This window comes from Bartonella sp. P12B (assembly GCF_055796185.1).
The window spans coordinates 108,810-131,697 of sequence record NZ_JBTTDI010000002.1 but is presented as its reverse complement, the minus strand read 5'-3'; the positions used below and the strand labels follow the sequence as shown (position 1 = coordinate 131,697).

At 38.7% G+C, this 22,888-nt stretch carries 17 protein-coding genes; 12 read left to right on the top strand and 5 right to left on the bottom strand.

Annotated features, from left to right (window positions below):
- Positions 1–653 precede the first annotated feature (653 nt).
- From AC0QT1_RS02150 to AC0QT1_RS02125, 6 genes are all read left to right on the top strand, one after another.
- The gene (locus AC0QT1_RS02150; RefSeq protein WP_473200127.1) at positions 654–1,487 is read left to right on the top strand and encodes an outer membrane protein; all 834 of its coding nucleotides are present in this window, start codon (positions 654–656) and stop codon (positions 1,485–1,487) included.
- A gap of 320 nt (positions 1,488–1,807) precedes the next feature.
- The gene (locus AC0QT1_RS02145; RefSeq protein WP_473201553.1) at positions 1,808–2,659 is read left to right on the top strand and encodes an outer membrane protein; all 852 of its coding nucleotides are present in this window, start codon (positions 1,808–1,810) and stop codon (positions 2,657–2,659) included.
- 335 nt (positions 2,660–2,994) lie between these two features.
- Positions 2,995–3,885, top strand: coding sequence for an outer membrane protein (locus tag AC0QT1_RS02140; protein WP_473201552.1), 891 nt, complete (start codon positions 2,995–2,997; stop codon positions 3,883–3,885).
- 156 nt (positions 3,886–4,041) lie between these two features.
- The gene (locus tag AC0QT1_RS02135; protein ID WP_473201551.1) at positions 4,042–5,670 is read left to right on the top strand and encodes an outer membrane protein; all 1,629 of its coding nucleotides are present in this window, start codon (positions 4,042–4,044) and stop codon (positions 5,668–5,670) included.
- A gap of 252 nt (positions 5,671–5,922) precedes the next feature.
- Positions 5,923–8,838, top strand: a complete 2,916-nt coding sequence (ileS, locus tag AC0QT1_RS02130; RefSeq protein ID WP_473201550.1) for an isoleucine--tRNA ligase — start codon at positions 5,923–5,925, stop codon at positions 8,836–8,838.
- A 200-nt stretch (positions 8,839–9,038) separates the two neighbouring features.
- Entirely contained in the window at positions 9,039–9,572 is a 534-nt protein-coding gene (locus AC0QT1_RS02125) for a hypothetical protein (RefSeq protein WP_473201549.1), read from the top strand.
- 114 nt (positions 9,573–9,686) lie between these two features.
- Here AC0QT1_RS02125 and AC0QT1_RS02120 read toward each other — a convergent pair whose 3' ends face one another.
- Positions 9,687–10,133 carry a nucleoside deaminase gene (locus AC0QT1_RS02120; protein ID WP_473201548.1) on the bottom strand — a complete coding sequence of 149 codons (447 nt, stop codon included), beginning with the start codon at positions 10,131–10,133 and terminating at the stop codon, positions 9,687–9,689.
- Positions 10,134–10,378: 245 nt separating this feature from the next.
- On the opposite strand from AC0QT1_RS02120, the gene AC0QT1_RS02115 reads away from it, so the two are divergent.
- The 4 genes from AC0QT1_RS02115 to AC0QT1_RS02100 all read left to right on the top strand — a co-directional run bounded on the left by AC0QT1_RS02115 (position 10,379) and on the right by AC0QT1_RS02100 (position 14,699).
- Complete coding sequence (locus tag AC0QT1_RS02115) at positions 10,379–11,779, top strand: pseudouridine synthase (protein WP_473201547.1); 1,401 nt, start codon at positions 10,379–10,381, stop codon at positions 11,777–11,779.
- Positions 11,760–12,317 carry a 16S rRNA (guanine(966)-N(2))-methyltransferase RsmD gene (rsmD, locus tag AC0QT1_RS02110; RefSeq protein WP_473201546.1) on the top strand — a complete coding sequence of 186 codons (558 nt, stop codon included), beginning with the start codon at positions 11,760–11,762 and terminating at the stop codon, positions 12,315–12,317. The genes AC0QT1_RS02115 and rsmD overlap by 20 nt, the downstream gene beginning before the upstream one ends.
- 571 nt (positions 12,318–12,888) lie before the next feature.
- Complete coding sequence (locus AC0QT1_RS02105) at positions 12,889–13,737, top strand: transketolase (RefSeq protein WP_473201545.1); 849 nt, start codon at positions 12,889–12,891, stop codon at positions 13,735–13,737.
- Complete coding sequence (locus tag AC0QT1_RS02100) at positions 13,734–14,699, top strand: transketolase family protein (RefSeq protein WP_473200137.1); 966 nt, start codon at positions 13,734–13,736, stop codon at positions 14,697–14,699. Before AC0QT1_RS02105 ends, AC0QT1_RS02100 begins: the two co-directional genes overlap by 4 nt.
- A 159-nt stretch (positions 14,700–14,858) precedes the next feature.
- On the opposite strand, the gene lldD is transcribed toward AC0QT1_RS02100, so the two are convergent.
- Together lldD and AC0QT1_RS02090 are read right to left on the bottom strand one after the other, a co-directional pair.
- On the bottom strand, positions 14,859–16,010 hold the full coding sequence (lldD, locus tag AC0QT1_RS02095; RefSeq protein ID WP_473201544.1) for an FMN-dependent L-lactate dehydrogenase LldD: 1,152 nt from the start codon (positions 16,008–16,010) through the stop codon (positions 14,859–14,861).
- An 859-nt stretch (positions 16,011–16,869) separates the two neighbouring features.
- Positions 16,870–17,958: a 2'-deoxycytidine 5'-triphosphate deaminase gene (locus tag AC0QT1_RS02090; RefSeq protein ID WP_473201543.1), complete on the bottom strand. Its 1,089-nt coding sequence runs from the start codon at positions 17,956–17,958 to the stop codon at positions 16,870–16,872.
- Between the two features lie 301 nt (positions 17,959–18,259).
- Between AC0QT1_RS02090 and mutL the strand changes: the two genes are divergently transcribed.
- Together mutL and AC0QT1_RS02080 are read left to right on the top strand one after the other, a co-directional pair.
- Positions 18,260–20,098 carry a DNA mismatch repair endonuclease MutL gene (gene mutL, locus AC0QT1_RS02085; RefSeq protein ID WP_473200140.1) on the top strand — a complete coding sequence of 613 codons (1,839 nt, stop codon included), beginning with the start codon at positions 18,260–18,262 and terminating at the stop codon, positions 20,096–20,098.
- A gap of 122 nt (positions 20,099–20,220) precedes the next feature.
- A complete protein-coding gene (locus tag AC0QT1_RS02080) occupies positions 20,221–20,457 on the top strand; it encodes a DUF2093 domain-containing protein (protein WP_473200141.1) in 237 nt (78 codons plus the stop codon).
- Positions 20,458–20,502: 45 nt separating this feature from the next.
- Here the strand turns inward: AC0QT1_RS02080 and lpxK are convergent, their stop codons facing one another.
- Together lpxK and waaA are read right to left on the bottom strand one after the other, a co-directional pair.
- On the bottom strand, positions 20,503–21,522 hold the full coding sequence (gene lpxK, locus AC0QT1_RS02075; RefSeq protein WP_473200142.1) for a tetraacyldisaccharide 4'-kinase: 1,020 nt from the start codon (positions 21,520–21,522) through the stop codon (positions 20,503–20,505).
- Entirely contained in the window at positions 21,512–22,834 is a 1,323-nt protein-coding gene (waaA, locus tag AC0QT1_RS02070) for a lipid IV(A) 3-deoxy-D-manno-octulosonic acid transferase (RefSeq protein ID WP_473200143.1), read from the bottom strand. The genes lpxK and waaA overlap by 11 nt, the downstream gene beginning before the upstream one ends.
- Positions 22,835–22,888: the final 54 nt, after the last annotated feature.

The following is a 22,888-nucleotide window of genomic DNA, read 5'->3' as shown; positions in this document are numbered from 1 at the left end:
GGGAAATATTTTTTGTCGTAGGAATTTTTGCTGTAAGGAGGAAAAGGAGGTGGTTTGATAAAAGGGCATAAAAGTGATGAAAAATTATTCTACAAGATTGTGTAAATATTCTGAAAAAAATTTTCAGAATATGAAGAGATGAGAGTGTATTTTGAAAAATAAAGAGGTGTAAAAGAATTTTATTTAAAGAAAAAGATATCTGTAGTTGTGAGGAGGAGTGCTGGGGTTATCTGCTCTCTATGTGGTTTTTGCAATGCTGTATGCGGAGGAGCGGATTTTCTTTAGCAGTGTGTGAAAGTGATCAACGTGTCAAGACATTGTATAGAGTCATATGAGTGTTAAAATAGAAGATATTGTTTGGGTACATTTTATAAGCGTATTTCATTTTGCAATAATCATCAGTCCCTGATGCTTACGGAGAATGTTGTTCAAGACTTTAGAAGCTCCATAAAGAAACAACATTAAATTTGATTGAGAAGATTCATTTCTACGTTTTCATAGCTTCCAAATTCATTCGTTATAGATCAGATGGATAAGAGAGAAGGGGGATGCTTTTTGTTTTTTTTATGAGTGTATCATTTTTACTACAGATATCTGAAAAGGGGGCTCTATATGGAATCGTGTGTTCAAATATTCAGCTATGGAGAAAAATTATGAATATGAAATGGTTAATAACAGCTTCTGCTTTTGCTTTTGTTTCAGCTTCAGCGGCACAAGCAGCAGATGTTATTGTTCCCCCTAGTCCTACACCCGTTGCACCGGTTATTGTTCCTTCCACTTTTTCTTGGACAGGCTTTTATCTTGGTGGTCAGATTGGTGGTTTTTCCAGTAAAACGAAGATGGATATCCTCAATAATGGAAAAACCATTCCGGTGCAAGACAACCTTTTGCCTAAATTGTCAGGTTTCATGGGCGGCCTTTATGCGGGTTCCAATATTGATCTTGGCAACGGTCTTATTTTAGGTGTTGATACAGATATCATGTGGTCTGATAAAAGCGACACTAAAACGGGAAAAGAGTTTCTGATTAATCCGGATCACGAAGCTTATGTCAAAAAGATCTTGAAAGAGTCTGGAATTAAGATTGGTGACAACGAATCCTTAGTTGGTGGTAAACGTTCTAGCAGTTTTACTTTTAAGGAAAAGTGGTCTGGTGCTACGCGGGTGCGAATTGGTTTTGCTGCTGAACGCATTATGCCTTATATCGCTGGTGGTATTGCCTATACACAGCTTCAAGATATTGCTTCGATATCAATAACAGGAAAGGATACAAATAAAGTAATAGCTTCTGGTAACCTTTCTGATGAAACAAAAACGTTTGTTGGCTATACTCTTGGTGCTGGTGTTGATCTGGCGATGACCAATAATATTATTGTTCGTGCGGAATATCGTTACTCAGATTTTGGTAAAAAGAAATATTCAAAAGATAGATATGAAGTTTCTTACAAAACCAATGATTTTCGCGTTGGTGTAGCTTACAAATTTTAATGTATTTGCAAGCTAAATCATGCAGGGGTTCTATCTTTGATAGAACTTCTGTTATGTTCTATGACTATAGTGTTATATCTTTCATAGCACATGCAAAGTATTGTTCTTCATTGTTTTGGATAAACCTTTTAAAGCACAAAAATGAAATCTCTTACAATACCAGTAAGGTCCGTATATGCAATTGACAAATTGTAATGCGTGACGAATCCATTAAGCCGCTCTCTCTTTGGATAGAGGCTTTATTTTTTATGACTATACCCTTTTAATTATAGATTTTTTTGCATGGTTGCACAGTATTGCATTATTTAGGAGAAAAATTTATGAATATAAAATATTTAACGATAACCTCTGTTATCGCTTTAATTTCAACTTCTACGGCACAGGCTGCTGATGTTGTCATCCCACATGAGGTTTCCTCTCATCGGGGAACTTCCATTATCTCTGCTCCTGCATTTTCTTGGACCGGCTTTTATGTTGGTGCTCAAGTTGGGAATTTTTCAAGTAAGGTTGAGATAACTGATTCTGGTAAGAAAAATGAGTTTTTTAGTAAAGATAACACACCGAAACCTTCAGGTTTCATGGGTGGGATTTATGCAGGATCCAATATAGATCTTGGAAATAGTCTCATACTAGGGATTGAAACAGATGCAGTTTGGGCTGATAGAGGAGATACAAAAACACTCTCTACAAAAGAGCTTGAAGCTACTGATCTTGAAGATTTTAATGCGGCATTTGCAGAGGCTGGTATTAAGTTAAGTGACGTCGAAAAATTTGCAGAAGGCGATACTGGATCATATATCTTTACTTATAAAGAAAAATGGACTGGTGCGACACGGGCGCGTATTGGGTTTGCGGCTGCTGACCGCATTATGCCTTATTTTGCTGGTGGCATTGCATATGCGCAAATGCAAGGTATTGCTATGATTTCAGGAACAAAGAAATCGGTAGATAATAAACCAAGTAAAACAGTTTCTGGTACTGTAGGCGATAAAACAAAAACGATGGTTGGTTTTACCCTTGGTGGTGGTATCGATTTCGCAATGACTGATAATGTTTTGTTGCGTGCGGAATATCGTTACTCAGATTTTGGTAAAAAGAAATTCAAAGATGATGACGCTGAATTTAACTATAAGACGAATGATTTCCGTGTTGGAGTAGCTTACAAATTTTAATGTATGATAAACAAATTATGAAGAGGCTCTCTTTTTTGCGGAGTCTCTCTTATCTTCTGTGACTATATTACCACACAATACATATTATTGCATCTGTGGAAAGTTGCTAAGTGTTAATTCTAGTAAAAAGGAATGTGTAGATAATAAGTTACAATTTATCTATAATATCAGTACGTTATAAGTTTTTATAACTTAAAATCTTTCCTATAAACGCATATGCTAAGAGGTTCCGTTTCTGAACGGGGCCTTTATTTCTATAATAGTGTCCTTTTTGCTACAGATTTTCTTTCAGTAGTATTGTAAGATTACTTATAAATAAATTAGGAGCAAAATTTATGAATATAAAATCTTTAATAACGACTTCTGTTGTCGCTTTGGCTTCAGCTTCTGCGGTGCAGGCTGCTGATGTTGTCATTCCTCATGAAGCCGCACCAGCAGTTATTGCTGCCCCTGCGTTTTCTTGGACAGGTTTTTATCTTGGTGCGCAGATCGGTGGTTTTTCAAGTAAGGTTCAAATAACTGATCCAACTACAAAAGATAAACTTTTCGATAAAAAAGAGACACCTCAGCCTTCCGGTTTTATGGGTGGGATCTATGCTGGTTCCAACTTTGATCTTGGAAATGGCGTCATTCTAGGTGTTGAAACCGATGCAGTTTGGGCTGACCAAGGAGAAGCAAAATCAATTGTTGTTTTTGGCGGTAATGCAAATGTTACAGATCCTAGCGAAGATAAACCTGTTGTTACAGACCCTAGCAAAGATGAACCTGTTGTTACAGATCCTAGCAAAGATAAACCTCTAGTTGCGAAGGCTTTCAAAGTTGGCGCAAGAGTAGATTCAGCAGGCGACGCCAACGCGGACAAGGACAAGTTTACTTTTAAAGAAAAGTGGTCTGGTGCTACGCGGGTACGTATTGGTTTTGCAGCTGCTGACCGCATTATGCCTTATGTTGCTGGTGGTATTGCTTATGCACAGATGCAAGGTATTCAGTCGTCTTCATCAAAAGATGCATCTGGTAAGAAAACTTCCACTAAAGACTTTGATAAAACTATGACAATGGTTGGTTATACTCTTGGTGGGGGTATTGATTTCGCAATGACAGACAATGTTCTGTTGCGTGCAGAATATCGTTACTCAGATTTTGGTAAAAAGCAATTTGAAAAAGATAGTAAGGATTTCCACTACAAGACCAATGATTTCCGTGTTGGTGTCGCTTACAAATTTTAATTGAGCACAAAACTCAGTTATTAGTACAAAATTAATTACCTAGAGGCCTCGTTAAAGACGAGGTCTCTATTTTTTTGTGAATGTGACATTTTTGCTACAGATATTTTAGAATACATACACTATATATAACCCGTTTTGGATATTTGGAGATATTTTATGAATACAAAATGTTTAATAACGGCATCTGTTTTTGCTTTAATTTCAGCTTCTACAGCGCAGGCGGCTGATGTAATGATCCCTCATCAGTCAACGCCAGTTTCTTCGCCAGCTTTTGTCGCTCCTACTTTTACATGGACGGGTCTTTACTTGGGTGGTCAAGTTGGTGGTTTTTCAAGTAAAACTGATATGAGTATTGTTGGTAAGCACAAAACTACACCGCTAAGTAAAGATTTATCCCCTAAGATTTCAGGTTTTGAAGGTGGTCTTTACGTAGGTGCTAATATTGATCTTGGCGATAACTTCGTTTTTGGTGTCGATACGGATTTAATCTGGTCTGGACAAAAACACACAAAGTCTATCACTCTAGGTTCATCTGATAATGCTGAAGTGGACAATTTAGTAACAAGATCTCGCAGGTCAGTAAGAGAAACACCCACAGCATCAACATCAGTGTCTGCGGCATCGGTGTCCACAAAGACAGCTCAAGTACAACAAACACAAGGCACAGCACGAACAGTCACAAAGCCAGCATCCACACCAGCAGAAAGAGTACCTGCACCAGTACCAGCAAAAGCAGCACCAGAAGCCGCGGCAGAAACACCAGCAAAACCAGCGGCACCAGCAAAACCAGCGGCACCAGCAAAACCAGCGGCACCAGCAAAACCAGCGGCACCAGCAAAACCAGCGGCACCAGCAGAAGCAGCAGCACCAGCAAAAGCAGCAGTATCTGTAGGGTCGGTAGCAACACCGGTTTCGCCACAGCCGACATCATCCTCAGCATCAACAGGAACACCGGTTGCACGATCGCTACCAGCATCAAGGAGTGGTGCGCAGCCAGTGTCGGCTAAATCAGAGGATTCCACACCAGCGAGAACTCCACTATTATTGGCGAGATCAGCATCAGGAGGATCAGCACAATCGGAATCTTCTACAAATCAAGTTTCAAAAGTAGTTTCTAATGGTGAGGCAGGCAAGGGTAGTTCCGGTCACGCTCATGGTATGCAGAGTATTGGTGGACATGGTCCTCACGGTGGGAGCAATGGCTCACACGTGCACGGTGGTGCACCCCACGGTGTTGGTGCTAATCCACATAGTTCTTCCAATCCCCATGTTTCTAATCCTCATGGTGTACAGAGGGGGGGTGGGCATGGTGCGCAAGTTGCAAAAGATGCGGATGAAAACGCTAGCAGTGTATATGGTATAGAGCAAGTGAAGAAAGAAGTTTCTGAGCTTGGTCTGGCACAAGAAGGTGGAGCAGTAACTTTAAGTCATACTTTGAAACAAAATTGGTCTGGTGCTACACGGGTACGTATCGGTTTTACTGCTGATCGCTTTATGCCTTATGTTGCAGGTGGTATTGCTTATACGCAGCTTCACGATACTGTATCGATATCGTTTAAGAAAGAGGATGGAAAAGTCATTTCTTCTAAGAATTTAACCGATGAAACAAAGACGATGATTGGTTACACCCTTGGTGGGGGTGTTGATTTTGCAATTCTGGACAATGTTATTGTGCGGGCGGAATATCGTTACTCAGATTTTGGTAAAAAGAAATTTGCGAAGGAAAAACTTGAAATAAATTATAAAACCAATGATTTCCGTGTTGGTGTAGCTTATAAGTTCTAATTTTTTGTAAGAATAAACTTTCAAGAGGCTCTGCTGATAGTGGAGCCCTTGTTTTTTAAAGAAGATTATTTTTGGGTTTTCTTTCTTGATAGTTTCATGATAAAGGCCATAAAATGTAATGATGTATCTTCTTGATCACTGTTTAATACGAAAGATGAGCTCGGCTTTCCCTATAATTAAAAAATCAGAGTTGCAGGGATCAGGGAAGTTATGCGAAAATGAAATCGTAAAAGTGGACAGGAATATTTCACAATGACTGTGAAAAATGAAACAATAGATTATTCGAAAACTCTTTATTTACCACAAACAAATTTTCCTATGCGTGCAGGGTTGCCGCAAAAAGAGCTTGAATTGATAGAGCGATGGGAGAATATGAGGCTTTATACGCAATTGCGTCAACAAGCGAAAGACCGCCCACTTTACATCCTTCATGATGGTCCGCCTTACGCAAATGGCCATATTCATATTGGTCACGCTTTGAATAAAGTTCTAAAAGATGTGATCGTTCGTTCATTCCAAATGCGCGGTTTTAATGCAAATTATGTTCCTGGTTGGGATTGCCATGGACTTCCGATTGAATGGAAGATTGAAGAAAAATATCGTGCACAAGGGAAAAATAAAGATGATGTGCCCCTTAATGAATTTCGTCAAGAATGCCGCGAATTTGCACAACATTGGATAACTGTTCAAAGTGAGGAATTTAAACGCCTTGGCGTTACCGGAGATTTTAAGACGCCCTATACCACAATGGCTTTTCATGCAGAAGCACGTATTGCCAGTGAATTGATGAAATTTGCTCTGTCAGATCAGATTTATCGTGGTTCAAAGCCTGTGATGTGGTCTGTTGTAGAGCGTACGGCTTTGGCAGAGGCAGAGATTGAATATCACGATCATGAATCAGAGGTTATTTGGGTTAAGTTTCCTGTTTTTAAAACAGATTCTAGCGATTTGTACGGTTCTTATGTCGTAATTTGGACAACGACTCCGTGGACAATTCCTGGTAACCGTGCGGTGAGTTATTCGTCGCAGATTTCCTACGGTGTTTATGAAGTTGAAAGCGCGGAAAATGATTTTGGTCCTCAAGCTGGAGAAAAACTTCTTTTTGCTGATGCGTTGGCTATGAGCTGTGCAGAAAAAGCAAAACTTGTTTTGAAGCGTTTACGCGTTGTTTCTGCTGACGAGTTTAAAATGCTTATTCTTTCTCATCCACTCAAAGGTTTGGCTGGGGGATATCATTATCAGATTCCACTGCTTGATGGTTCGCACGTAACAGAGAGTGCTGGTACAGGTTTTGTTCATACAGCGCCAAGCCATGGGCGTGAAGATTTTGAAATTTGGAATGCTTATAAGCCTTTATTGAAGCAAGAGGGGATTGATACGTCTATACCGTTCCCTGTTGATGATGCTGGTTTTTATACGAAGGATGTTCCTGGTTTTGGTCCGGATCGTAAAGAGGGACCCGCACGCGTTATTGATGATAATGGAAAAATGGGGGATGCCAATAAAGAGGTTATCAACGCTTTAATTAAAGCAGATCGGTTATTTGCACGGGGTCGTTTAAAACATTCTTACCCTCATAGTTGGCGTTCAAAAAAACCGGTTATTTTCCGTAATACGCCACAATGGTTTATTTCAATGGATAAAGATCTTGGAGATGGATCGACTTTACGCAGTCGTGCTTTGGAATCTGTTTCTATGACGCGTTTTGTTCCTTCTTCTGGTCAAAATCGTTTAGCTTCTATGATAGCAGATCGTCCAGATTGGGTTCTTTCTCGCCAGCGCTCTTGGGGCGTTCCTATTTGTATTTTTGCCAATGAGGATGGCGTTATTTTGAAAGATGAGAGTGTGAATCAGCGTATTTTGCAGGCTTTTGAAACAGAAGGGGCGGATGCATGGTTTGCTGAGGGAGCGCGTGAGCGTTTTTTAGGTGATCGTGCCCATGAGTCATGGGTACAGGTTCACGATATTCTTGATGTTTGGTTTGATTCTGGAGCAAGTCATAGTTTTGTCTTAGAAGATCGGGCTGATTTGCAATGGCCTGCTGATGTTTATTTTGAAGGATCTGATCAACATCGTGGATGGTTTCAATCTTCTCTTTTGGAAAGTTGTGGTACGCGCGCTTGTTCTCCTTATAAGACGGTCATTACACACGGTTTTACTTTGGATGAGAATGGCAAAAAAATGTCTAAATCCCTAGGAAATACAGTCGTTCCGCAAGAGATCATTAAAACATCTGGTGCTGATATTTTTCGTCTTTGGGTCATGACAACGGATTATTGGGAAGATCAACGTTTAGGCAAAAAAATTCTTCAAACGAATGTGGATTCATATCGTAAACTACGCAATGCAATTCGTTGGATGCTTGGAACGTTGGCACATGATGAAGGAGAAGAAATCTCATATTGCGCATTACCAGATCTTGAGAAATTTATATTGCATCGACTTTTTGAACTCGATCAATTGATTAATCGCGCTTATAATGAATTTGATTTCAAAAAGATTATGCGTGCATTGCTGGATTTTTCAATCATTGAATTATCAGCATTTTATTTTGATATCCGTAAAGATTCTCTTTATTGTGATGCACCGTCATCACCAAAACGTAAAGCTTCTTTGCAAGTTGTGCGCGAAATTTTTAAGCGCATGGTAACATGGCTTGCTCCTATGTTGCCTTTTACAATGGAAGAGGCTTGGCTGGAGTATTATCCAGAAAGTCAATCAGTACATTTGGAACAGTTTTTTTCTGTGCAAGAGGAATGGCAGAACGAATCCTTGGCTGAACGTTGGAAAAAAATTCGACAGGTTCGTAAAGTTGTGACGGGTGCTTTAGAACTTGAACGAGCTAACAAGCGTATTGGCTCATCGTTAGAAGCAGCACCTATTGTTTTCGTTTCTAATCCAGCTTTACTAGAGGCGTTAGAAAATTTGGATATGGCAGAAATTTGCATCACCAGTGCTTTAACAATTAGACAGGATGTACCACCTGAGGATGCTTTTACTCTAAGTGATGTTGAAGGTGTTGGTGTGTATCCGGAGAGGGCATTGGGCAAAAAATGTGCTAGGTCATGGCGTTATACACAAGACGTTGGGAGTGATCCAACATATCCTGATGTTTCTGCTCGCGATGCGGTTGCTTTGCGAGAATTACAAATGCTTGGCAAGATTTAAGATTCTGAGATCAAGCGGTAGAAATGCAAAGTTGTAAAGATGCATCATTATGGCTTGAATTCTGTCGTTGATGCAGAGAGTCTTTTATGGTAATAATGAAATTCATTGTTTTTCCGTGGGGGGATGGTGTGTGTAGAGCAGATCTCCAGTAAATCGCGGGAAGATCAATAAGCTATATACTTAGGAAAATAGGATAAGCAGTGAAAAAGCGTGAAGTGAAAATATTGCCAACAAGCATTTTAGGCATATGTTTTATTTTAACAGGATGCGGTCTATCTGCTCCTACATATGGTACAGATAAGGCGGTTTCATTACAGTTTTTTGAAGATGTTGCTAACCTTGCTTCACTAACACCGACAAATGACAATAGTCAGCTTGTAATGAAGCCTCATCCGGAACTTGTGATTCCAGATCCCAGTTCTCGTAAGTTTTTGCCATTGCCACAGCATGATAGCTCTTTTGATGGAGCAGCAACAGCAAAGCAGCAATTGGGTGAAAGGAGGGGGCCTGTTCTTCTTAAGAAAGATTCATCAGCTGACGAGCATGCTAGCACTATTGGTTCAGAAAGTATTTCACGGATGAATGCCAAACAACGGCATGAATATTTACGTCGTCAAAGAGCACGAGTCGGAAGTGCAAAATATCGTCGGTATCTCACTGAGCCGCCTTTAAGTTACCGTCAACCAGCAAAAATTGCTCCTGCTGGTCAATCAGAGATAAGGCCGAAGCGTTAAAAAAAGCGTAAGAAAAGAGGTGCTTCAAAGAGGAATTCTGATGAGAAGAAGAATTGGGGCTAGAGCATTCTAATGTTTTTAGAGAGAAGCTGGTGTTAAGAAGATGCGTTATGTTTAACACCGCTTTTGTGCAAAGAAGTCTTTAAGCAGTTGAGCAGCTTCTTTTTCCTTGAAACCAGAATAGATCTCAGGTTTGTGGTGACAAGTTGGTTGCTGATAAAAGCGAGGACCATGTTCAATAGCACCTCCTTTGGGATCACTTGTTGCGTAATAGAGACGTCGTATGCGCGCAAATGAAATGGCTGCGGCACACATAGCACAAGGTTCGAGTGTTACATACAAGTCGCAATCAGAAAGTCTTTCGCTTTGAAGTTTTTCACAAGCCATACGGATTACACGCATTTCCGCGTGTCCTGTAGGATCATATGGGGCTTTTATGGAATTACCGGCACGTGCAATGATTGTCTTCCCGCATGTGATAATGGCACCTACAGGGACTTCATCTTTTTTTTTCGCCTCTTGCGCTTCTAAGAGAGCTATTTCCATTGGTGTCAAAGTCATACTATTCTTTCTACTGAACGATAGAGAGGACTCTTATAAAACGAAAGAGTTATAATCCTTTTTAATGATAGAGATATTATTTTCTTTAAATATTTAAAATAAACTTACAAGTAAACAGGTATATTATTACTGCTAAAGGATAGAAAATGATAAATGATTATGTTACTCCCCCTTTTCAGGGTAAACGGTATGGTGCAGAAAAATGATTTGCTGAACGTACTGAAAGATATTGGTGTGAAGAGCAAATGAATGAAAATGAAAGTGAACGGATTGCTAAAAGGCTAGCGCGTGCAGGTGTTGCTTCACGTCGTGACGCAGAAATGATGATTTCTGCAGGCCGTATTGTTGTTAATGGTAAAGTGATAACAACGCCTGCTTTTAATGTTACGCGCTCTGATGTTATTAAAGTTGACGGAAAACCTTTATCTCCTATAGAAAGAACGCGATTATGGCTTTACCATAAGCCAGCAGGTCTTGTCACCACGCATCGTGATCCTGAAGGGAGACCAACAGTCTTTAGCAATTTGCCGAAAGGGATGCCTCGTGTTCTTTCTGTGGGGCGCCTTGATATTAATACAGAAGGACTTTTATTATTAACCAATGACGGTGGTTTAGCACGTATATTAGAGCTTCCTATAACGGGATGGGTGCGCAAATATAGGGTGCGTGCTCATGGAAGAGTTAAACAGAGTGCACTTGATAACCTTAAAAATGGCATTGCGATTGATGGTATTTTCTATGGTTCGATTGAGGCATCGATTGAACGTGAACAAGGGACAAATCTATGGATTTCTGTAGCTTTGCGTGAAGGAAAAAATCGTGAAATAAAAAATGTTTTGGGTGCATTGGGATTATCGGTTAATCGTTTAATTCGTATCTCTTATGGTCCATTTCAGCTCTCTGACTTAGAAGAGGGAGCCGTTCGTGAAATAAAAGGGCGTATGTTACGTGAGCAATTGGGTGAACGTTTAATTATGCAAGCCAATGCAGATTTTGATTCTCCTATTCTTAAGCCATTTTCAAATTCTGCAATTGTTGCAGAAAAACAAAGTGATAAAAATCCATCTAACGCCAATGATAGCTGGATTTTTTCGAGTGGAAAAGATGTGCAACGCAGACAGCGAGGTGGTTCTGCTGAGTCTGGTCAATCACGATTTGGCACGAAAACTGATGAGAAATTTATCCGTAAGGATAAGAGTGAGCAAGAAAAGACAGAACGTATTTACCCTCGTTCGCGCCGTTCTAATGTTTGGATGGCTCCTGGTGCGCGGCCACAAAGTGCGCGTAAGAAGTCTCCATATAGTGAGAAGAGCTCTCATGATCATAAAAGCAAATTAGTTGGTCAAAGATCTTTCCATAGAGGTAAGGAAGAGGCATCAGAAGTTTCGCTGCGGGAAGAAAGAGGCACTCGTTTTGATCAAAAACGGGGTAAAAAATCTTTTGGTGAGACACGTTTTATTGGCAAGAAGGAGCGTTTTTTAAAGAAAGAAGAAAAGGTTATGAAAGGCAATAATGATGAGCGTTCGTTTGAGAGTAAACGAAGGGTCAAATCATTTGATAGTGCCGTGAAAAAATCTAAAGAATATAGCAGTGATACAAAAACAGCAAAAAAATTTGGAGGACCACGTGCGGGTCGTCGGCGGTAAGTTTGCTGGGCGTGTTTTGTTCGCTCCTGTAGGGCAGTCGATTCGCCCAACCAGTGATCGTACGCGCGAAAGCCTTTTCAATATTCTTGCTAGCCGAGAGGAGCAATTTTGGACCAATAAACGCGTTCTTGATCTTTTTGCAGGAACTGGTGCTTTAGGGATAGAGGCTCTATCACGTGGTGCAAAAGCTGCAGTTTTTGTTGAAAACTCAGTTGAAGGGCGTGGACTGCTTCAAAAGAATATTGAAGCGCTTGAATTGCAGTCTATTGGGTGTATTTTGCGTCGTGATGCAACAAAATTGGGCAATATTGGGACAATGCTTCCATTTGATGTTATTTATGCAGATCCTCCCTATGGCCATTGTTTAGGTGAGCGTGCTTTTGTGGAGGCTTTGAGGGGAGGGTGGGCAAAGGCTGATACACTCTTTGTGCTTGAAGAAAAGAAAGATGTAATTATTCATTTACCTGATATATTTTATCTCGATGATGAGCGTTTTTATGGGGAGACAGCAATACGTTTTTATAAACTACGCGCATAATTTCAGGCTTGAGAACATTCTTGTTTTTCTTCGATAGAATGAGAGAGATTAATTTTATATATCCTTTTTCATGCCACTTTTTTATGAAGAAATTACTTTATTAATTAAGCGTCGTTTTTAAAATCACTCAAAAATAAAGAAAAATTTATACGCCTATTTTTCATCACTAACGTACAATTGTTGATTTTTAATACGATACATTTAAGGATATAAGCAGTTTGAGAGATCTTCTCATGATCATAACAATATGCTAATTTCAGGCAAGCAATCGAGGCAGTATAAAAAGTGTTATTGCCCTTGCAACATTGTTGCACATGTATAAAACACTCGATAACATTATAAAAAGATACCTTCTTTAAAAGTGTTATTTCAATAGCTTTTTATACTTTTGTAAAAAAATATTTTTAAAATAAATCTGCTGTTTTTTACAGCCTTGATCTAATCTCTTGGCAAGTTTTACCAGACATAGTATTTTTTCTTATGATAATTATCTCATCTGTTTAAATTAAAAGATAAGAAACGTATAAAATTACGATTTTAAATTATTAAATCTTCTAAGGGGGAAGAAGGTATGACTTACGCAATCAACAAAACAGATATCTGCGATGCAATTCATGCTCTTCGCTTACGTCTTAAAATCCTTGACCTGATTAGCAAAGCAAAATCCGGACATATAGCTAGTAGCCTTTCCTGTATTGATTTCATTTATATTTTATACAAATACATTTTGCAAATAAATCCAAAACGTATCCATGATCCCAATCGCGATCGATATGTTCAAAGTAAGGGACATGCGGTTGAGGCATTGTATATTGTCTTATCAGAAATGGGGTATTTTAATCCTCAATTTCTGGAGACTTATCTAAAATTTGGTTCTCATTTTATAGGCCATGTAAGCAAAAAAGTTCCAGGTATTGAGCAAAGTACAGGTTCTCTTGGTCATGGCTTGTCTCTTGGGGCAGGTATGGCTCTTGCTGGGCAGCTTAATTCTCAATCCTACCGTGTTTTTGTACTTCTTGGTGATGGCGAAATGACAGAGGGATCTGTCTGGGAGGCTATACTCTTTGCAGCGCATTATAAACTCAGCAATCTTATCGCGGTTATTGATAGAAATCGGTTACAAATTACTGATACGACTGATATTTTAATGAAGACAGAGCCCTTAGCAGATAAATTTACCAGTTTTGGGTGGCATGTTATGGAAATTGATGGGCACGATATAACACAACTGAAAAAGTCCTTAAGCTCTCTTCCATCTCATAAGGATCAACCAACAGCAATACTGATGAACACCATAAAGGGGAGTGGAATTTCCATTATGGAAAACGACTTATGCTGGCACCATAAAATTCCAACAGATGAGGAATACAATATTGCTGTCAATGAAATTCAGACCAAAATTCAATTAATGGGAGGATGAGCGTGAATACTCCTCATCAAGAAACGCAGACTGCTGTGAAGTTTTCAAATCTCGAGATTGTAAATAAAACACTTATCAATATAGCACGATTTGATAAGGATGTTGTTGTTTTAACTGCTGATTCACGAATATCTGGAAAGATTGATCAATTCGCAAAGCTCTATCCGGAACGTATTATAGAAGTTGGCATTGCTGAACAAAATTTGGTAGGCGTTGCTGCGGGACTTGCCTCGTGTGGAAAAAAGCCCTTTGTTGTTTCACAAGCTTGTTTTTTGACGACGCGTGCACTTGAACAAATAAAGGTAGATGTCGCTTATTGCGAAAATTCTGTTCGATTGATTGGAATTAGTGCTGGGATTAGCTATGGACCACTTGGAGCAACACATCATGCCATTTCCGATTTTGCTTCGCTTCGCGCTATTCCTAATATACGCATTATTGCTCCTGCTGATAATAAAGAAACAGAAGCTGCAATTCTTTCTACTCTAAACGATCCTATGCCTGTTTATATCCGTTTAGGAAAGCATGCTGTTAAAAATATTCATCGTGATGCTTCAAAAATTGATATTCGTAAAGCTTCTGTTATAAGAAAAGGAAAAGATATTCTTTTTCTTGCCACTGGAGAGACCGTTCAGATTTGTCTCGATGCAGCTGAAGAGCTCCAAAAGTATAAAATTATCCCAACAGTTGTCAGTATACCAACGATTCGACCTTTGGATAAGGCATCTGTACGAGAACTATGCAAACTTCACAGATCTGTTCTTGTCTGTGAAGAACATAGTATCAATGGAGGACTTGGAGATGCAATTGCCAGATTACTTATGGAACAGAGTATTTCATGCAAATTTATATCATTGGGAATACCGGATGAATCAATCTTTAATGGAAGCCAATTAGATATTTTAGCAAATTATGGAATTAGTAAAGATAATATAACGAAAACAATATTAGCAATGAAATAAGATACAAAAAGGTTAAATCACATCTCACTATACTCGCTAGTTAAAAAACAATCACTGAGAATACGAAAAAATAAGACAAATAGGTGTTCGAAACCGCACTTTTTCTGCTTTTAATGCAAAAAAACTCTCTTTATCTAAAGAGAGTCTAATACACATTCTTCATTGTTTAAAAGTATCTATATTCACTAAACTCTCACCTGTAATGTCTTTAATCGTTTGTGCACCGGTCAATGTCATAGCAACCCGCATTTCATTTGCAAAAAGATCAAGCAAATGAGCAACACCTTTCTCACCAGCTGCTGCAAGCGCGTAAACAAAAGCACGGCCAATCATAACGGCATCCGCACCTTGAGCTATCATACGGACAACATCAAGGCCAGAACGAACACCAGAATCCACTAAAATAGTCAAATCACCTTTTACCACCTCTGCAATTTTCGGCAATGCGCGCGCTGTTGATAAAACACCATCAAGTTGGCGCCCTCCATGATTGGAAACAACAATACCATCAGCACCAAATTGTACTGCTTCTCGTGCATCTTCTGGATCAAGAATACCTTTTAAAATCATTTTTCCCTTCCAAAAATCTCGAATCCATTGCAGATCACGCCAACCAATTGATGGGTCAAAATTTGCACCAAGCCAACCAACATAATCGTCTAATGCAATCTTCTTTTGCAGATAGGTAGAAACATTTCCAAGATCATGTGGACGCCCCATAACACCAACGTTCCAAGCCCAATGAGGATGGGTAAAAGCTTGTAAAATACGGCGCAACCCAGCATAAGGCCCAGACATTCCCGAATGCGCATCACGATAACGTGCACCAGGAACCGGCATATCGACTGTAAACACTAAGGTTTGCACACCAGATTCCCAAGCACGCTCTAATACATCACGCATAAATCCACGATCTTTGAGCACATAAAGTTGAAACCAAAATGCACTTCCAACTGCCTTCTGAACTTCTGCAATGGGGCAAACTGAAACTGAGGATAGGGTAAAAGGAATACCTTTTGTAACGGCTGCACGGGCAGCTTGTATCTCACCACGGCGTGCATACATGCCCGTTAATCCAACGGGTGCAAGTATAAGCGGTAAATTAAGTGTTTGATCAAGAATCTTAGTTGAAAGATCAACTTTACCAATCTGCTTCAAAATCCTTTGACGCAGTGCAAGTGCTTGAAGATCGGTACAGTTCCGTCGTAGCGTTTCTTCAGCATAAGCACCGCCATCAATATAGTGAAAAAGGAAAGGAGGAAGCCGACGTTTTGCTGCTTTGCGGTAATCAAATGTTGAAGAAATAATCATGATGGTACCATTGTTTCTGAATGAAAAGTGAAAACACTCTAAAACCAATAAAGATTAATCCACGCGCCTCTTCATTAGAGTGCCTCTCAAATCATCGCATTCAGTAGATGCAGGTTATAAAGATTGCAACTCAAAAAAGACATTGATAAAAATAAGATCTCTCTTATCCAAATTTATAAAAACTTCATAGTGTTTATCCTCGATCAATAATTTGAGCGTTCATATGTTATGAAGAGAGCTTTTTAAAATTAAGATGCTTTTCCTTATGAACCAACTCTTTCTTTAAGAGATATTTTTCCGGTCATTTCTTGTAATTTATGAAACATGCCTCAAAAAGATTCTTTATATTTTAGTTCATTAGTAACAGAGACAATTATTGTGTTAGCACATAAAATCAAAAAGGTCTTTGTTAGAATTGAAAGCCAAGCCGTTGAATGCATCCAATAATCTTCTCATATTATAAATACTTAAAATTAAATTAAGTTTCTTCTTCATTGAAATTTATGAAAATACTTTTCATGATTCACAAGGAGCAATTTCAAAAATTTTGAATATTAATGCATATTGATAAACAAATTTCTTTTTCTATCAAGTAATTTTCTGGTTATAATTGTAAACAGAGGAAGCAACCTAAAAAAGTATCAAAATATTGTTGTGCTGTATAAAAACCATAAATTCTGTAATGACAGTAAAAGACATGGACATTTTCAGTTAAATTTTTAAATGGGGTCTATGCTAGCAACCGGTTTTGCATCCTTAATTTTAATTTGCGAAATATACAAACGAAGAGTGCAGCATATCTATGAGAAATCGAAAATGCTTTTTCTGCACGAAGTTTATCAAAACCTATGTTTCAAAATCATTTAAAATGTTTAGAAAGTTTTAATCCCTGTGCTTGGTAATGTGATCCAGTATTCTGTCCATAAAGTGTTAACGGCCGGTGAAGCATATGTTCATACACTAAGCGACCAATAATTTGACCATGCTCCAAGATAAACGGAACTTCATGGCTACGCACTTCTAAAACCGCTTTTGCTCCTTTTCCACCTACTTCCATATGTCCAAATCCTGGGTCAAAAAAGCCTGCATAATGCACCCTAAATTCACCAACTAAGGGATCAAAGGGGGTCATTTCAGCTGCATAAAGTGGAGGGACATGAACAGCTTCTCGTGAAACCAAAATATAAAATTCATTAGGATCAAGAATCAGTTCCCTTTGACCACGATCAAAGAGAGGTTCCCAAAAATCTAGAATGTTAGCAACAGCACGTTTATCAATATCAATAACACTTGTGTGACGTTTACCACGATAGCCGATAAGCCCATTTTCATCCCCCTTTAAATTAATAGAAAGCCCAATACCATTCGCACTAATATTAGGAAAATCTTCTGATATCAGCGTTTCATCTCTATGCAAAGCGTGGAGTTCAATTTCATTTAAAGAGCTGCATCCTTTACGAAACCGAAGTTGAGATAAACGTGAGCCGGTACGGACTAAAATAGGAAATGTGCGTGGACTAATTTCAAGATAAAGTGGACCATGATAGCCGGAACAAATTTTATCAAATTCTTGTGCATTATCTGTAATCACACGCGTAAAAATGTCTAATCGACCAGTAGAACTTTTAGGATTAGCAACAGCTGATAAAGCCTCTGGTAAAACCAAACTTTCTAAAAGGGGAACAATATAAACACAACCTGTTTCTAAAACTGCTCCATCTTGCAAATCAAATTCGTGCAATTTTAACCGTTCGAGTTTATCTAAAACTTTTACATTGGCTCCAGGCATAAAAGAAGCACGTATACGATAGGCTTTGCCCCCTAAACGAAGATCAAGACTTGCAGGTTGTATTTGGGTTGTCTCAAATGGACAAAGAGCTTTGAGAACTTCATTATCAATCAAAGTTTGTATATCATTATCTGCCAAAATACCGCTTATACGCGTCATAGTCTTATGCCTTCCATTTTTACTTTATTTCTTTTTGGCTCAGATGATTGATTAGCGCAAACCGTTTTGAGGTTATAAATTTCTTCCCTTTTGGTTTTGCCAATCAATTTATTGCTACAATTTATACAAGAATGTTACAAACAATAAATAGTACTTGGTACAACATTTCTTGAAAGTAAATAAGAGTTCTTTTACAAATAATATTTCTAACCCACACCCATTCTTGAATGTTGCACAAATAATGCTATCATAGCTCAGAGTTTCTATTATAGAATCCACAAGAATCCTGTTAGAATTTATTATGATCATACGCCATCTTAGCGAAAATATTATTAATCAAATTGCCGCTGGTGAAGTTATTGAACGGCCAGCAAATGTTGTCAAAGAACTTGTTGAAAATGCTATTGATGCAGGAGCAACTCGAATCGAAATTGTTACGGCAAACGGAGGAAAAAATTTTATAAAGGTAAGCGATAATGGCTATGGTATTCCGGAAGATCAGTTAACACTAGCAGTTTCTCGCCATTGTACCTCAAAAATTACTGATGACGTGCATAATATCTGCTTTCTGGGGTTTCGAGGAGAAGCTTTACCCTCGATTGGTTCAGTTGCTAAACTTAAATTAATCTCACGAACGAAAGATGCCGATAGTGCTTATGAAATTGCTGTTACAGCAGGAAAAATTATTGGGCCAAAACCAGCTTCTGGAAACGTTGGAACGATTGTTGAAGTTCGTGACCTTTTCTTTGTGACTCCAGCACGGCTAAAATTTATGAAAACTGATCGTGCTGAAGCAAATGCTATTACTGATATGATTAAGCGAATTGCGATCGCATTTCCACATATTCGCTTTTCTCTTTCAGGTTCAGACAGAACTTCTATGGAACTATCTGCTACTGAAAATAATACACGAGGACAGTTACAACGTATTACGCAGATTATGGGTAAAGAATTTGCTCCCAACAGTATTGCTCTTAATGCTGAGCGTGAAACAGTACGTTTAACGGGGTTTGCTTGTTTGCCATCCTTTAACCGTAGTAATAGCCTTCATCAATTTGCTTATGTTAATGGGCGCCCAGTACGAGACAAATTTATTTGGGGTGCAATTCGAGGAGCTTATGCTGATGTCATGACACGGGATCGTTATCCTGTCTCTATCCTTTTTATTGATTTACCACCCGCTGATGTAGATGTTAACGTTCATCCAGCCAAAGCAGATGTACGTTTCCGTGATTCAGGATTCATTCGCGGTTTAATCGTTGGAGCAATTCGTGAAGCGCTGCATCAAATTGGTGTTCGTCCTACTTCAACGCGTTCTGAAGCAATGTTAGCAGCCTTTCAAACACAACAGTCATTAAAGCCTTTTCAAAGTACTCACCAACCTTTTTCTCACAATCCGCAGCACCAGCATTTAGCATCCGCCTCAATGATTCACAAACCATTGGATATTACCAGTTCTCTTGGTTTTAAAGAAGATGCTACTCCTCTTATGGAGGGCTTAGATATACCAAGCGGTGATGCCTACATTTCTAGCCCAATACCATCATCAGAAGAATTATCTTATCCCTTAGGAGCAGCTAGGGCCCAAATCCATAAGAACTACATTATTGCTCAAACTCAAGAGAGTTTGATCATTGTCGACCAGCATGCTGCTCACGAACGATTGATTTATGAAGCGCTCAAGAATGCACTTTATTCCAAACCGCTTCCGTCACAATTGTTGCTTATCCCTGAAATTGTAGAACTCTCTGAAGAAGAAGCAACATGTCTTTTAACCCACAAAGATGCTTTGCAGAAGTTTGGTTTGGGAATAGAACCATTTGGACCTGGTGCAATCGTTGTGCGCGAAACACCTTCCATGTTAGGAGAGATCAACATACAAGCGCTCATTAAAGATCTTGCAGATGAGGCCGCTGAATATGATACAACAGATAATTTAAAAGCAATGCTTGATTATGTTGCAGCAACTATGGCTTGTCATGGCTCAATACGATCAGGGCGTCTTTTGCGCCCTGAAGAAATGAATGCACTGTTACGACAAATAGAAGCAACCCCTAATACAGGAACGTGCAATCACGGTCGTCCTACTTATATTGAACTTAAATTGGCTGATATAGAGAGACTTTTTGGTAGAAAATAAATTTTTATTTATTGCTTTTTAGCAAGAAAGAAATATTTTTAAATTCACTCTCGACTTTATAAGGTATTCTATGGCACTTTTCCTCAGTTATTTCTCATACAAACAGGAAGGGATTAGAAAGAATGTTTTCCAATGATGAACGTGAAGCAAAAATTCATTATACCAATAATGGATATAAAATCATAGAATATGGAACTTATACCCGTTGTGCTGTAAGCGGACAAAAAATCCCTATAGATGATTTAAAATATTGGAATCATCAGCGTCAAGAAGCATATGCGAGTTGTGAAATTTCCTATCATCGCGAGCTTGAATGTAATCCATATCTCAGCCAATTGTTAAAAGCACAGAAAAAATAACCAGTTGAAAACTATAAATTCAGTCTTTTCTTTCAAAAATGCAAATTAAAGGGGATGTTTACGCTTTCTAAAACGGGTTATGACCTCTTCAAGCAGCATACGGCAAAAATCTTTTTGAGAAAAATTGACTTTGACATCAAAGATAATAAGATTTTTTAAATCTTTTTGTGCACTGTTTGTTTGTATACGGACATAATCCTTAGCTGTTGTAGCGAGCCATAAGTTTTGCATTTTAGCTTTTTGTGCAAGATTCTTTAAATCTGCGTCGGTAAAAAAATAGTGGTCAGGGTAAGAGTAAGTTTGCTTCACATGACCAGACAGTTCTTTAATGGATTGAAAAAATTTATCTGGATTGCCAATACCTGCAAATGCCAAAAATGATTTTCCTGAAACCTCACCAGACGCTAATGATTTAAGGTGCGCATGATGCAAAGTTTTCCCCGCACGAGTGACTAAAAAAGCAACCTTATCATGTGTATCAGAGTGTCCAATCAATAAAACACTGTCTGTTAAAGAAAGTTGTGTTTTTAACGATACACGCAAGGGTCCTGCTGGAAAAACAGCTCCATTACCAAAACCACGCATTGCATCTACAACGAGTAATGCGTAGTCCATGTAAAGACGGCGGCTTTGAAATCCATCATCCATTAAAATAAGATTACATCCTTCTTGCTTGAGTCGTTGTGCTGCCGCATAACGATCAACTGATATAGCAACAAAAGCATGCTTTACAAGTAACAGAGCTTCGTCTCCAACATTGCGTGCATTATCATCTTTCTCATTTACAAGATGTACTCCCTTAAATGCTCCTCCATAACCCCGTGATACAACACCAGGCATGAAACCAAGCTCTTTAGCAGCTTTTGCAAAAGCAATGACAACAGGGGTTTTACCAGTACCACCACATGTAAAATTGCCAATACATAGAACTGGAAGATCGATAATAGGGGGTTGTTGTGCTATACGGCGCTGTGAACAATAGCCATATATCCAAGAAATCGGAGCTAATAAAAGACGTAAAAAGCTTTTTTCTTTCCACCAAAAATGAGGTGTCTTAATGCGCATGCTTCCCCTGATATTGATTTAAACCTGTTTGTATTACAAGAGGTTGTAAAAATGGCTCAAGAAGCTTTAATGTTCGCTCAAGTGCACCCGTCATACCGGTTGCTACTTCATAGGCTTTATCAACCATTTCTTGTCGCAATACCTCATTTGTTAAAAGTTTATATACCTGAATAGCAAGCTGTTTTGTGTCTTGAATCTTATATGCTGCATCATGCGTTAAAAATTGTTCAAACATTTCTTGAAAATTTGAAACATGAGGTCCAGTTAAAATAGCCGAACCAAGCAAAGCTAATTCCAATGGATTGTGTCCACCATCTTCACATAATGACTTTCCGATGAAAGAAACTTTCGATAAGCGAAGGAAAAGTCCCATTTCTCCAATCGTATCTCCCCAAAAAATGTCTGTATTTGCATCTGGAACAGCATTGCTACTTCTACGGATAAAACGCAAGCTTTTATTGTCACATCTTCGAAAAAGATCTTCTAAACGCTCAGGATGACGAGGTACAATGATTGTCAATAAATCTGGCAAATAATTTTTAAGAATCTCATGAACCTCAAAAGCAATTTCTTCTTCCCCTTCATGGGTTGAAACAGCTGCCCAAACTGGACGATTGCCAATGGCACTACGATAATATGTGAGTAAATCTTGATCTTCAAGCGGTAAAACATCAGCCTTAAGATTACCAGAAAACGCTACAGATTTTACTCCAAGTGCTTGATAATAAACGACATCTCTTTCGTTTTGGCTAATAGCTAAGTCGATATGCTTAAAAATATGTCTGGCAAGAACAGGTCGTTTTTGCCAAGCTTTGAAAGAATGTTCAGACATACGAGCATTAACTAAAATTTGTGGAATATGCTTTTTGGCAAGTTCTTTAATACGAAGAGGCCAAATCTCCGATTCACAAACTAATGCTAAATCAGGCTTCCAATGACTAATAAAACGACGCACAGCCAAATCTAAATCCAACGGAGCGTATTGATGAATGAGCCGATTACCAAACTGCTTTTTTACAAGAGAAGAAGATGTTACAGTGCCGGTTGTTAATAATATATTGATTTTCAATGATAAAATATAATTAATAAGTGGGAAAAGTGCAAGAGTTTCTCCAACGCTAGCCGCATGCAACCAAATTAATGGACTTTGAGGACGGACTTTATGGCTTTTACCTAAACGCTCTTTTTTGCGACCCCATTCTTCTTTTTTACGTATAGCGCGAAGAAGCAAATAGAAAGGTACAATGGGGCGTAAACAAAAGCCAATCATTCGATAGATTAAAAGAGCCGTACGTGCCTTTAGTTCCATCATTAAAACCACCTCATTCACCTAGTTTAAGACGTTTATAAGCTTTTTTCTATTAAA

Coding starts and splice junctions, on each gene's coding strand:
- AC0QT1_RS02150 (WP_473200127.1), top strand. CDS start 654: ATGAATATGAAATGGTTAATAACAGCTTCTGCTTTTGCTTTTGTTTCA.
- AC0QT1_RS02145 (WP_473201553.1), top strand. CDS start 1,808: ATGAATATAAAATATTTAACGATAACCTCTGTTATCGCTTTAATTTCA.
- AC0QT1_RS02140 (WP_473201552.1), top strand. CDS start 2,995: ATGAATATAAAATCTTTAATAACGACTTCTGTTGTCGCTTTGGCTTCA.
- AC0QT1_RS02135 (WP_473201551.1), top strand. CDS start 4,042: ATGAATACAAAATGTTTAATAACGGCATCTGTTTTTGCTTTAATTTCA.
- ileS (WP_473201550.1), top strand. CDS start 5,923: ATGACTGTGAAAAATGAAACAATAGATTATTCGAAAACTCTTTATTTA.
- AC0QT1_RS02120 (WP_473201548.1), bottom strand. CDS start 10,133: ATGACTTTGACACCAATGGAAATAGCTCTCTTAGAAGCGCAAGAGGCG.
- AC0QT1_RS02115 (WP_473201547.1), top strand. CDS start 10,379: ATGAATGAAAATGAAAGTGAACGGATTGCTAAAAGGCTAGCGCGTGCA.
- AC0QT1_RS02105 (WP_473201545.1), top strand. CDS start 12,889: ATGACTTACGCAATCAACAAAACAGATATCTGCGATGCAATTCATGCT.
- AC0QT1_RS02100 (WP_473200137.1), top strand. CDS start 13,734: ATGAGCGTGAATACTCCTCATCAAGAAACGCAGACTGCTGTGAAGTTT.
- lldD (WP_473201544.1), bottom strand. CDS start 16,010: ATGATTATTTCTTCAACATTTGATTACCGCAAAGCAGCAAAACGTCGG.
- AC0QT1_RS02090 (WP_473201543.1), bottom strand. CDS start 17,958: ATGACGCGTATAAGCGGTATTTTGGCAGATAATGATATACAAACTTTG.
- mutL (WP_473200140.1), top strand. CDS start 18,260: ATGATCATACGCCATCTTAGCGAAAATATTATTAATCAAATTGCCGCT.
- AC0QT1_RS02080 (WP_473200141.1), top strand. CDS start 20,221: ATGTTTTCCAATGATGAACGTGAAGCAAAAATTCATTATACCAATAAT.
- lpxK (WP_473200142.1), bottom strand. CDS start 21,522: ATGCGCATTAAGACACCTCATTTTTGGTGGAAAGAAAAAAGCTTTTTA.
- waaA (WP_473200143.1), bottom strand. CDS start 22,834: ATGATGGAACTAAAGGCACGTACGGCTCTTTTAATCTATCGAATGATT.